Annotated in this window: 6 protein-coding genes; 4 read left to right on the forward strand and 2 right to left on the reverse strand. The window is 39.5% G+C overall.

Features of this window, described 5'->3' with window-relative positions; translation table 11 throughout:
• Positions 1–602: 602 nt before the first annotated feature.
• Positions 603–3,350, reverse strand: coding sequence for a methyl-accepting chemotaxis protein (locus ACJJVX_RS01715; RefSeq protein ID WP_405629761.1), 2,748 nt, complete (start codon positions 3,348–3,350; stop codon positions 603–605).
• 221 nt (positions 3,351–3,571) lie between these two features.
• Between ACJJVX_RS01715 and ACJJVX_RS01720 the strand changes: the two genes are divergently transcribed.
• A complete protein-coding gene (locus ACJJVX_RS01720; RefSeq protein WP_054205053.1) occupies positions 3,572–4,261 on the forward strand; it encodes a VC0807 family protein in 690 nt (229 codons plus the stop codon).
• A gap of 136 nt (positions 4,262–4,397) precedes the next feature.
• Positions 4,398–7,736 carry a methyl-accepting chemotaxis protein gene (locus ACJJVX_RS01725; protein WP_054453954.1) on the forward strand — a complete coding sequence of 1,113 codons (3,339 nt, stop codon included), beginning with the start codon at positions 4,398–4,400 and terminating at the stop codon, positions 7,734–7,736.
• Between the two features lie 184 nt (positions 7,737–7,920).
• On the opposite strand, the gene ACJJVX_RS01730 is transcribed toward ACJJVX_RS01725, so the two are convergent.
• Positions 7,921–8,526, reverse strand: a complete 606-nt coding sequence (locus tag ACJJVX_RS01730) for a TetR/AcrR family transcriptional regulator (protein ID WP_054205055.1) — start codon at positions 8,524–8,526, stop codon at positions 7,921–7,923.
• Between the two features lie 167 nt (positions 8,527–8,693).
• Between ACJJVX_RS01730 and ACJJVX_RS01735 the strand changes: the two genes are divergently transcribed.
• Both ACJJVX_RS01735 and ACJJVX_RS01740 read left to right on the forward strand, forming a co-directional pair.
• The gene (locus ACJJVX_RS01735; RefSeq protein WP_405629764.1) at positions 8,694–9,743 is read left to right on the forward strand and encodes an efflux RND transporter periplasmic adaptor subunit; all 1,050 of its coding nucleotides are present in this window, start codon (positions 8,694–8,696) and stop codon (positions 9,741–9,743) included.
• The gene (locus tag ACJJVX_RS01740) at positions 9,743–12,823 is read left to right on the forward strand and encodes an efflux RND transporter permease subunit (RefSeq protein ID WP_405629766.1); all 3,081 of its coding nucleotides are present in this window, start codon (positions 9,743–9,745) and stop codon (positions 12,821–12,823) included. Before ACJJVX_RS01735 ends, ACJJVX_RS01740 begins: the two co-directional genes overlap by 1 nt.
• Positions 12,824–12,855 lie beyond the last annotated feature (32 nt).

Genomic DNA, 12,855 nt, shown 5'->3' on the forward strand with positions numbered 1-12,855 from the left:
CACACACCAATATGTATTGACTATTAAAACGTAAAGTTATTTATTCCTTTAGGGCGTGTTGACCTTTGTGGATTGAAATTTGTTCAATCTAGGGGCGATTTAATCGCGGCGCGAGGTTTGTAACCTAGCGGGCTAAGTAAAAACCGAGCAACAAAGAGTCAATCGCCCCTAGGAAGAACCCTTTGGGCAGCGCATGTTTGACATTTATACTGCGTTATCGCCTATTTATGGGGAACAACCACACTGCATAGGCGCTGCCTTGCCTAAATACCAAACATACTGCTGCAAAATCAATCACGAAAGGTCAACACGCCCTAATAGCGCCAAATAAAGAATTATTAAATTTTAATGTTCTCTAAGTCTACATCAAATCTAGTTATTTTTTAATAATAGCGCAACATACATTAAGTTTTACCTTTTTAAAGTTCATTTTGCCTAAAAAGCATTCTATTCATAGCTTTATATTGATAAGTGGATCGTCGTCCAAGTGGAAGCATAGTGTTATAGCTGCCTGATTGTATTGAATCATACTAAAATAAGCCAAATAAAAACGTTGTGATCCGTGCGTTAAAACTCTCACATATCACGACACTAAGCGACGATTAAACCGTAAATTGATACATAAGTTTCTTCAATTCTTCAGCATCTTGAGACAAGCTGTTACTTGACGCATTAGCGTTATCAACTAACCCGCTGTTCATTTGTATTATGCTATCCATTTGTTTTACTGCACTGTTAATTTGAGCAATCCCACTTGATTGCTCACTACTTGCTGTCGCAATATCATGCATCAAAGCAGCTAAATCTTTAATACTGGCAACAATACTGACTAATGTTTTTCCTGATTGTGACGCTAACTCCATGCCATGTCTTACTTTATCTGAACTATCATTTAAAAGAATTGCTATATTTTTGGATGCGTCCGCACTTCGCTGTGCTAAATGCCTTACCTCAGCAGCTACAACAGCAAAGCCGCGCCCTTTCTCCCCTGCACGTGCAGCTTCAACAGCGGCGTTAAGTGCTAATAAATTTGTTTGAAAAGCAATTTCGTTGATCACCTCGATAATATTTGATATCTCAGCAGAGCTTTTACTTATTTCTTGCATCGCATCGACGGTACTGGTGACAAGTTTTCCGCCTTGTTGGGCTTGACTATCAGTTAAAACGGCGAGCTCATTTGCTTTATGTGCATTTTGAGTATTAATTTGTACTGTTTCTGTGATCTCACTCATAGAAGAGGTTGTTTCTTCGATGGAAGCAGCTTGAGATTCTGTACGAATATTTAAATCACTCATACCTGAACGAATATTATGCGAAGAGTTTGTAATTGTATCTGCGGTTGCCGTTATTAAAGAGACCATTTGAGATAAGTTACTTACACTGATATTTACTGATTGCTTAAGCAGCTCAAATTGTCCCTCATAATTACCTTGCACTTGCTTTGTTAAATTACCTTCAGAAACAGCGTGCATAACCGCTATACATTCGTTTAATGGGGCTGATATTGCATCGAGTGTTCTATTAATACCTTTGACAATAACGAGAAACTCTCCTGAGTGCTTACTTTCTTCAGCTCTACAGTCTATATCACCTAAACTTGCAGCATTTGCTAATTGTGTACTGTCTTGCACCATATTGTGTATAGCTTCAATACTCGTTGCAAGGCTGTGTTTTATTTGTAAAAAATCCCCTCGATAATTAGTACTTAAATCAGTGGGTAGCACTCCAATTGAAATACTATCAAGGTACTTTGTTGTTAACTGTACAGGTTCAATAATTGAATCCAGTGTTGAGTTAAAACCATGTATTATTTTTTTAAAATCACCTTGGTGATGCGTTTCTTCGGCGCGCTTTGAAAGCTGCCCGTGTGATGCAGCCGCCACCAGCATATTTGTATCGTCTATTAACTGTATGATTGCTTTGGTTGATGTCTCAAGACTCTGTTTTATTTCTAAAAATTCGCCATTATATTGTCCGGTTATTACGGTTGGTATATCCCCTTTTGCTATCTGATTTAGATAATCACGGGTTTGATGAATGGGGCTAACAATTGCATCTAACATCTGATTAATACCATCAGCAAGCGTCAACATAAACCCCGTGTAACCAACTGTACTTAAGCGAGATCCAAGCTTTCCTGCTACCGCAGCTTTAATGATACTGTCTATGTGTGACTCAGCTTGTCGTTGCTGAGTTAAATCTGTTAATTCATAAACTATGCCTGATGTTTTACCACTTTCATCAATCACAGGGTTAGCGATAATATTAAATACAATATGAGCAAATGTAACCTCGCAGCACACTTGCTCAGAGTGCGCTTGTTGTAATGTGGAAAGTTGCGTTTGGTTAATAAATAGCTTATCAATCGTTGCCACTTCTAATACGTCTTTATATCCTATGATGTCTTCGTAGGTTGTAAATAACGCGTGGCATTGTTGGTTAGCATATATTATTTGACCACTTTTAGTTGCTAGCATGACAGGTGACGTGGCGTTATCCAATGCTTGCTTTATACGACCATTTTCTTGAGCCTGCTCTCGTTGTTGTTCAACTTTTAGCTTTAAATCACATTGCATGTCATCAAGATTTGACTGCATCGTATTTAAATTAATAAGTAATTTACCTATTTCGTCATGACTACTAACCAAAATAGTATTTGAAAAATTGCCTTTTGCAATTTGTTCAGCAATATGTGAAGCACTTAAAATTGGACTAATAATCAATTTTTGCACGTAAATAGTCATAATAACGATAATAAAAAATGCCAAAACGATTAAAGCGATTGTACTTTGCGTAATAAATTTTTCTTTTTTAATAATGAGCTGTTCAGTTTTTTCACTCACTAACTCATCAATACTATTGTTTAGCTCCTCTAGCAGCATAGCCGATGCCCTATCAATCCCTTTTACTGCTCTATCACCTGCTTGCGTATTAAAATCGGCTTGTTGAAATTGCTCAAGCCCTATCATATATTGCTTACCCAGTTTGGCATGCTCGCTTTTAAACGTTTGTAACTGTTTAATCATCGCTGCAGGTAAGTGAGATGTGTTTATCAAACTATCGGTTAAACGTACGATGTCTTTTTCTCGCGCTTTAAATCGCGTCAGGTATTTGTCATATTGAGGTTCATCAAAGCCACGAATGAGGATATTTTTCCACTCTTGAACTTGCGATTTAAACTCGATCAATACTTGGCTAACTTGCTGGCGTGACTGTAACTCTTGATTTATTAAATCATCTAAATCCTTAGCCACCCCCTTTACAACTGACAATGCGAATAGAGCACCAAACACAATTGCAATAAATGCCCCAATAACAGTCAACATAAGCTTTGATTTAATACTGTTCATAATAACGTATTCCATGTTTATTACTTTTTCATTACACAGTTAAAATGTAGTAAGAAAATAAGCTTTAACAACTATTTATTTAATTCTGATACTGATACTGGTACTGGTACTGGTACTGGTACTGAAGATACTAATTTTATAGATACCTCACCGCGAGTAGTGACGCAGTAAAGAGATAGTTGGTATACTTTGCTCAATTGATGTTAAGGACAAGTACCTAAATGACCACAAAAACAAAAAAAAATAATTTTTTTAGCAATATCATTTTTAATATTATTTTACCTGCGATTATTTTAAGTCGCTTTAGCACTGCTGACACGCTCGGTCCAGTGTGGGCTGTCGTGGTCGCACTGGCATTTCCAATACTATTTGGTTTATGGGAGCTTAAGCAATCTGGGAAAGTTAACTTTTTCTCAGTATTGGGCATCATTAGCGTATTACTAACGGGCGGCATCAGCTTATTGAAGTTAGATCCATCTTATATTGCGATTAAAGAAGCAATGGTGCCGGCTATTATTGGCGTGATTGTACTGATCAGCCAATACACTCCTTACCCTTTAATACGTAAACTTTTGATCAACCCAGATATTCTTGATACAGAAAAATTGGCAAGTGTATTAGAGCAACATAATAATACGGCTGTGTTCAATGCTAAAATGCGCTTGGCTGGATTCATTGTAGCGTGTGCGTTCTTTTTATCTGCAACGTTAAACTACTTTTTAGCAAAAGCGATTGTAGTGAGCCCCGCTGGCACTACCGCTTACGCAGAAGAACTAGGCCGTATGACATGGTTGAGCTACCCCGTCATTGTACTGCCAACTATGGTTATGCTTATTGGCGCGATTATTTTTACATTTATGCAAATTGGTAAATTAACAAAACAATCAATTGATGAATTTATCTTGCCCTAATACATTATGACCCACTGATATTAAATGGTGGGTTTATTTGATGTCCCTTTTTCTTCATACTATTTCATTTTATTGCCTATACTCTGTGTGACATTAGTTTTTTAGCTAACTTAACTACAGGGTATAAGGGAATAGTATGGCCTCAACACGCTCCTCATTTAATCTATTAACCTCGTTACGTGCCAAATTGATCGGTGCTTTTTCTGCAGTGATGATCATTCTTGCCATTATCGGTTTAACCTCCTTTTTCGCATTAAAGTCCGCCTCTGATGGTTTTAAAGATTATCGCGAACTAGCACGAGATAGTAATCTTGCCGGAATTTTACAATCAAATATGCTTATGGTGCGTATGAACGTAAAAGATTTTTTGCTCACCGGCAGTAACAAAGATATTGAACAATACACACAATATTTTAATGATGTTGATGCCCTACTCAAAAAGGCCAAAACCGAAATTAATAACCCCCAAAGAGCTGAAATGGTTTCAGAGTTGAGCTTAGAAATAAATACCTACAACGCAACTTTTGACGTAATTAAACAATACAGAGTTGAACGAAACATATTGGTTAATGAACAACTCAATACCCTCGGCCCACAAATGGAGAAAGATCTCACCGATTTAATGTTAAGCGCTTCAAATAGTAACAATATTCAAGTCGCACATTTGGCTGGGCTGGCAATGCGCAACTTGTTACTTGGTAGACTTTACGTTATTAAATTTCTAGAAAGCAATGAAGAAAGCGCTGCGCAACGTGTACGTCAAGAATTTTCAGCATTCGATACTCAAATTGCACAACTTCAAACGGCCTCTGCTGCTGGCAATAGCCAATCCTTGATCAATAAAGTAAATGATAATCGAAATAGCTATTTAGATGCTTTTGAGCAAACCGTTAATATTATTAATGATAGAAACGATAAAGTAACCAATACCCTTGATGTGATAGGGCCTAAATTTGCAAGCTTGGTTGATGATCTAAAGCTCTCAGTTAAGCGTGACCAAGATCAACTTGGCCCACAGTTAAAAACTAAAAACGAAAATGCAATCAATCAAATTGTAATCTTCTTTAGTGCCGCTTTAGCGCTCAGTGCTGTTATTGTGTTTTTCTTAACGAAAGTCGTTATGAAGCAACTTGGCAAAGATCCTACTGAGCTTGAGCACATTGCACTGGCTATTGCTAAAGGTGATCTAGACCAAGAATACGACGAACACAAACCCGAGGGAGTGTTCAAATCAATGTTATCAATGCGAGATAACTTAAAAATCGGTCGTGACAAAGAAATGCAAGAACGTCGTATTGCACAAGTTAATGCGCGCATTAAAAATGCGCTCGATAACGCCAGTTCAAGCGTGATGATTACTGATAAAGATCATAATGTCATTTATATGAATGATGCCATAAATACGATGTTTAGTAATATCGAGAAAGACATCCGCACAGAGTCACCTGGCTTTAATGCAAAGCAAATCATCAATACTCCACTGGCGACCCAGTTTGATTATTTTAAAACTATACAAAACGATATCAATCACTTAACGAATGTTTTTAATGGCCAATTTGTTATCGGTGGCCGTACTTTTATTTTGGTTGCAAGCCCTGTGATCGTTGATAACCAGCGTGTTGGGACCGTTTTTGAATGGGAAGATAAAACAGATTGGCTCACACAAGAACAAGAAAAAACACGTATAGCATCTGAAAATGCCCGTGTAAAATATGCCTTAGATGGCTCATCCGGCCGAGTAATGATCACCGACAAATCATACAATGTGATTTATCTAAATGACGCTATAAAAACCATGTTTGCAGAGGCTGAAAATGCAATCCAATCTGTGGTTTCAGACTTCACTGTACAGGCAGTTTTAGGCGCAAAACTCGATACTCACTTTTCGCACTTCAGTGATTTACTAAACCAGTTTGATGATCAACAAAGTAGTATTAAAACAGAGCTTATTATTGCGGGTCATACTTTTAGTATTGTGGCGAGCCCTGTAAATGTTAATGATGAACGCGTAGGTACCGTTATTGAGTGGGAAGACAAAACACAATGGCTTGCACAAGAACAAGAAAAAACACGTATCGCATCTGAAAATGCACGGGTTAAATACGCCCTAGATAGTGTATCTGGTAATGTCATGATCGCAGATCCTGATCTGAATATTATCTATGCCAATAACGAATTAAAAACAATGTTTAATAATGTTGAAGCAGATCTTAAAACTCACATAAACAATTTTGATGCACAAAACCTCTTTACCTTAAGTATTGAACAGTTTTATCTTGAACCAGAGCAACAAAAACACACCTTTGAGGCACTAACAAGTACATACCGTAGCACAGAGCATATAGGTAACAGTGTCTTTGCACTCACGGCAAATCCTATTTTTGTTGATAATCATCGCATTGGCACCGTCCTTGAGTGGGTTGATAGGACTGCTGAAGTAAATATAGAAAAAGAGATAGACACAATAGTTCATGCTGCATCGCACGGCGATTTAAGTAAAAAAATAGATATTCAGGGTAAATCAGGATTTTTTGAAAAACTGAGTACCGGATTAAACTTACTCGTAGAGACCGTAGAAGTTTCTGTTAACGATGTAACCTTAATGCTTGGTGCAATGGCACAAGGGGATTTATCAAAACGTATAACCAATGAGTACGCTGGTACGTTTGGTCAATTAAAAGAAGATACCAATGCAACAGCAGATAAATTAACCGAAATTATTTTTGGTATTCGTTCTGCTGCTAGCAGTATTTCTCAAGGTGCTAACGAGATAGCTCAAGGTAATGCTGATTTAAGTCAACGTACTGAAGAGCAAGCAAGCAGTTTGGAACAAACTTCTGCAAGCATGGACGAAATAACTGAAATAGTGCAACAAAGTGCGGTCCGTTCAGAGGAGGCTAACGATCTCGCCCAAGAAGCAAAAGAACGAGCGGAATCAGGCGGCAATATTGTTAGCCAAGCAGTTAGTGCGATGCGCGAAATAAACGACTCAAGTAAAAAAATTGCCGAGATTATTTCTGTGATTGACGAAATAGCCTTTCAAACAAACTTACTAGCATTGAATGCCGCCGTAGAAGCCGCAAGAGCGGGTGAACAAGGTCGAGGGTTTGCAGTCGTCGCTGGTGAGGTAAGAAACTTAGCACAACGTTCATCTAGTGCAGCAAAAGGTATTAAAGATCTCATTCGTGATAGTCAGGTCAAAGTTGCCGAAGGCACCGAGCTGGTCAATCGTTCGGGTGATACATTACGCGAAATAGTCGAATCCAATGCTAAAGTCCGCGATATGATGCAAGAGCTTGCAGAATCAGCGAGACATCAATCTGATGGTATACGACAAATAAACTCAGCCGTTACTCAAATGGATGAAATGACGCAACAAAACGCAGCACTTGTTGAGGAGGCTGCCGCTGCCGGTGAATCAATGGCAGAACAAGCAAGAGGAATGAATGAAACAGTTGATTTTTTCAGAACTTAAACGAACCATTTAAAGGCTCTGAGTATAATTATGCAACAGAGCCCATTGAGCTTTTAAAATTGATATTCGCAATCTTTGGGCTATTTAATCGCGGCACGGAGTTTGTAATGCAACCCTAAAAAGCTCCCCCTAATAACACCTCTCTTTTAAAGTAAGGTGTTATTAGGGTACTTGCTTCAGACATCTAACTATATGCTTTAATAAAACGTGATACGCAGTCTTGAATATACGTATCAGGTGGTAACTCTCCTTCTTTAGCCTGGCCTAAAGCATGGCGCATTTTCCAATCCCCTTGTGTCATGCCTAATAACTGTAAAGTAGCAAATGTTGAATTTTCAATATTGAGCAAGCCCTCTTGCGCCATACACTGCAAGCAGGTTTCAACTTGCTGTAGCACCATTTTTGGTGCAGCTTCATAGAAGAACACACCTAACTCTGGGTATTCATCTTTATGTGCAACACATGTGTCGTACACTCTCAGCGCTTCTGGCGAAAAGACTAAAGCAATAAAATTAGTCACTACTCGTAAAAGATTCGATTCAACACTTTGTCCGACGTCAAATTGTTCTTTTCGTAAATTAGACGATGAACAATGTGCCGTTATTGTTTCAACAAACAAGTTATTTTTATCTTTAAAGTGGCTATAAACAGTTTGTTTAGAAACCTCAGCCAATTTAGCAATTTGATCCATGCTGGTATTAGGAAAGCCTTTATCCATAAATAATGTGGTTGCAGCTTTAATAATCTGCTGTCGTTTTTGTTCTGAACGGCTCAGGGTCGTTATTTCCATTATCACCTCAAATCAAACTAGACAGTCTAGTTTGATTGGTTTATATTTATTCAAAATTAGACTCATTAGTCCAATTCTAAATCATTCTGCGTGTGTAGCAAAGTGCTGCACGTTTAATACGTATGTAATACAGGCTCATTTAGCGTGACTACAATATGGATATACCGATGAAAAAACACCTGTTTGGAGCAATAATTTTACTTGCCCCCTTTTTAAATAACGCTCAAAACCTTGTCCATGTGGCAGCTTACACGGTAAAAAAACAAGCTGGCTATAATCAAACGCGCAAGCTCAGCGGTCAAGTTATTAAACAACATGACGCCAAATTGAGCTTTGAATTTTCGGGTAAGATTGAACAAATATATTTTGACCAAGGGCACACAATTAAACAAGGTGAGGTCATTGCACGTCAAGATACACAGCTTTTAGCCATTGAAAAACAAAAACTACACGCCCAAAAACAACGAACTCAAGCACAGCTTACATTAGCTAAACTGGAAAAAAACCGTTTAATAGAGCTTGATAAAAAAAATTACTCGGCCACCTCCGCCCTTGATCAAGTTAAAACGAATATCGCAGTACTTAATGCCGAACTCACAGGAATAGAAGCAAGTTTAAATGAAGTAAGTATTCGCACTCAAAAAGCGCATTTAACAGCTCCCTTTAATGGTATTTTAGGCCAACGCTTTGCATCACAAGGCGAGATTGTCGCAGCAGCTACACCCATTGTTCGTTTAATCGAAAACCAACACGCGCAAGTAAGCATAGGTATTCCACTCACATTAAAAAGTACCATTAAAAATAGCATGGATATTGAAATAGCTGGGCAAACCTTTGCAGCACAATCACTCAGTAAAGGTGCGAGTATCGACTCACGAACGCAAACCTTAACCATACGCTTTTCATTACCTAACCACGCAGTGGTTTACTCCGGTCAGTTAGCAAAATTAGCACTGCATCAATATCAACAACAAACCGGTTTTTGGGTGCCACTAGATGCCCTTGCAGATGGTATTCGTGGTACTTGGCAAGTTTACCAAATTACAGACAACATTTTAAAACCTATCATAGTTCAACTTTACTATGCTCATGATGGTTACGCATTTATTGGTGCGCCACTGCAAGATGGCGATCAAATTGTAGCCAATGGCATGCATAAGTTATCAGCCAATATTTTAGTTAATATTGTTGAAAATAAACCGACTAAGGTGTTGTGATGATCCAGTATTTATTTAACCATGGCCGCTTTCAGGCGTTACTGGTTGCGTTGCTTATTGTTAGTGGTTTAGCCGCAATTAATGGCCTACCGCGTACTGAGGATCCGCGTATATCGAATCGTTTAGCTATTGTTACCACAGCATTACCCGGTGCCAGTGCCGAGCGTATGGAAGTGCAAGTCAGTGAAAAAATCGAACAACGACTTAAATCACAAGCCGAAGTAAAACATGTATCGTCTATTTCTCGCCCAGGATTGTCGGTCATTACCGTCGAATTAAAAGATGAGATAACCCATGCACCACCGGTTTGGTCACGGATGCGTGATTTACTCGGTGATGTTCGCAGTCAACTTCCCGAAAACGCTGCACAGCCGCTACTTGATGACGAGCGCGGATACGCTTACACCCGAATTGTATCTGTTAATGCACGCGACGACTCTATTACAATGGCAACACTTAATCGCTACGCTAAAGAGTTACAAAACCAATTGCGTAACGTCTCCGGCGTTGAGCTTGTACATATATTTGGCCAAGCCGAAGAAGAAATTCGTGTTACTGTCGATCAACAAAAAGCCAGCCTTGCTGGTATTTCGCAAGCTCATATTCATGCAGCAATAAAGGGCGCTGATGCAAAAGTGGCTGCGGGCACATTAACCAATGATAAGTCACAAATGCAAATAGAGGTTACAGGTGCTTTTGATTCTGTTGCACGTATTGGTGCAATTCCCGTCAGTAGTAATCACACTGCTAGCCAATATCAACTCTCTGATATCGCAGACATATCACGCACAATTAAAACCCCAGTCAGTGAAATTGCATTAATTGATGGTAAACCAGGCCTATATATCGCCATTCGTATGTTACCTAAATTACGTATTGATAAATTTTCAGATAAAATCGATGTCGTTGTACAACAATTTGAGCTAGAACTGCCCAATCAAATTGAACTACAAAACATTTTTGATCAACGTGGTTATACCCAAGAACGCTTAGGTGATTTACTCGGTAATATTGCCGTAGGTTTTATACTTATATTAGCTGTATTATTTATTACCTTAGGCTTCAAAGCCGCGTTAATTGTAGGTACTGCATTACCGCTCACGGTATTATTCACCCTGGTAAGCATGCACTTATATGGTTTACCCATCCACCAAATGTCAGTCACCGGTTTAGTTGTTGCGCTGGGAATTATGGTTGATAACGCCATTGTGATCACTGATGCAGTACAGCGCTATCGTCAGCAAGGACTCAATGCTATTGCTGCAGTTGAAAAAGCCGTGGCGCATTTTTGGCTACCGTTACTTGGCTCAACCCTCACCACGATTTTAGCGTTTGCACCTATTGCTTTGATGCCCGGTGCTTCAGGAGAGTTTATTGGCGGCATCGCCCTAAGCGTGATTTTTGCGTTGATTGGTTCGTACATAATTTCCCACTCATTGGTTGTAGTATTTGCTGGGCAATTTATAAATAACGAGCAACGAACAGGCATATTTTATCAAGGTATACGCACACCAAAGCTCAGTAAACGCTTTGCAGCTACATTAAAATATAGCCTAGCAAAACCAAAACTCACATTGCTGCTAGTGTTTATATTTCCCGTTGCTGGCTTTTTCGGTGCAGGGCAACTCACCGAGCAATTTTTCCCGCCTTCAGACCGCGATATGTTTCAAATTGAAGTGCACTTTGCCCCGCAAGTAAGTATTGAATCCACCCGTCAAGCAATCAAAGAAATGGACGCCCACATTCGCAAGTCCCAAGGAATAGAAAAACTTGATTGGATGATAGGCACAAATTTCCCAAGCTTTTATTACAACATGATGCAGCGTAACCGCGGCGCAAATAATTACGCGCAAGCGATGGTCAAAGTCACCGATTTTAGGCGTGCTAATGAATTGATCACCGCGTTACAACATCAGCTAGACAGTGAGTTTCCACATGCGCAAACACTGGTAAGAAAACTCGAACAGGGCCCACCATTTAATGCGCCAATTGAAATGCGAATTTACGGACCTAATCTCGATACTTTGGCCGATCTCGGGCAACAGTTACGAACCCAATTAATCGCCCATAACGATATAACTCATACCCGGCCAACACTCTTATCTGGCTCACCAAAACTGTGGCTAAATACTGATGAAGCCGCTCTTACTCATGCAGGACTGAGCCTCAGCGGTATGGCAACACAATTGCAAAGCCAGTTTAATGGAGTGGTCGTAGGTAGTATTATTGATAACACAGAAACCGTCCCTGTCCGCGTTAGAGTCGCGGATAACCGCAGAGACGATATTAGCGCCTTATTTAGTACGCAATTAAATACAGCAGCCAACGCCACTCAATTAAACACTACACAGCCGCTATTGGTTGAATCATTTGCCAGTGCAACATTAAGCCCATCTCGCGGATCTATAGCTCGTCGCGATGGTGAGCGAGTTAACATTATCGAAGCCTATTTAGCAACCGGCGTATTACCGCAAACGGTATTGAATGATGTAACCGCAACAATTGCACAATCAGGCTTTGTGTTACCTCATGGCTACAGACTAGAGCTAGGTGGTGAATCACAAAAACGCAATGAGGCGGTCGGTAAATTACTCGGGCAAGTGGGTATTATAGTAGTGTTATTGATCACCGTGCTGGTTATGTCATTTAACTCATTTACGACCACCGCATTGATTTTAATCAACGCCTTGCAAGCAGCTATGCTTGGTTTGCTTAGTGTATTTATTGCCGGCTACCCGTTTGGTTTTACTGTAATCATCGGTTTATTAGGTTTAATGGGATTGGCTATTAACGCTGCTATTGTCATTTTGTCAGAGCTCAACTCGCTTCAAGCACTTACTGACAAAAGCAAAATCGTTGCCGCAGTAATGACCTGCTCACGCCATATCAGCTCTACCACTATCACCACCGTTGGTGGTTTTTTACCGTTAATACTTGCTGGCGGAGGCTTTTGGCCACCATTTGCCGTAGCCATTGCAGGTGGAACGGTGTTGACAACAATGCTATCGTTTTATTTTGTCCCTGTGGCGTATTATTTGCTGTCTAAGCGAAAAGTACATCAAAGCCAAATAGGCCCTTAACTTCTAAGTAAAACCTGTACGTTATGGCACAT

Origin of the sequence: Pseudoalteromonas sp. Ld20 (assembly GCF_045064175.1) — a bacterium.
Classification (GTDB): domain Bacteria; phylum Pseudomonadota; class Gammaproteobacteria; order Enterobacterales; family Alteromonadaceae; genus Pseudoalteromonas; species Pseudoalteromonas neustonica.

Bases quoted from the DNA above. Each gene is read 5' to 3' on its own strand.
- ACJJVX_RS01715 (WP_405629761.1), bottom strand. From the start codon at position 3,350: ATGAACAGTATTAAATCAAAGCTTATGTTGACTGTTATTGGGGCATTT.
- ACJJVX_RS01720 (WP_054205053.1), top strand. From the start codon at position 3,572: ATGACCACAAAAACAAAAAAAAATAATTTTTTTAGCAATATCATTTTT.
- ACJJVX_RS01725 (WP_054453954.1), top strand. From the start codon at position 4,398: ATGGCCTCAACACGCTCCTCATTTAATCTATTAACCTCGTTACGTGCC.
- ACJJVX_RS01730 (WP_054205055.1), bottom strand. From the start codon at position 8,526: ATGGAAATAACGACCCTGAGCCGTTCAGAACAAAAACGACAGCAGATT.
- ACJJVX_RS01735 (WP_405629764.1), top strand. From the start codon at position 8,694: ATGAAAAAACACCTGTTTGGAGCAATAATTTTACTTGCCCCCTTTTTA.
- ACJJVX_RS01740 (WP_405629766.1), top strand. From the start codon at position 9,743: ATGATCCAGTATTTATTTAACCATGGCCGCTTTCAGGCGTTACTGGTT.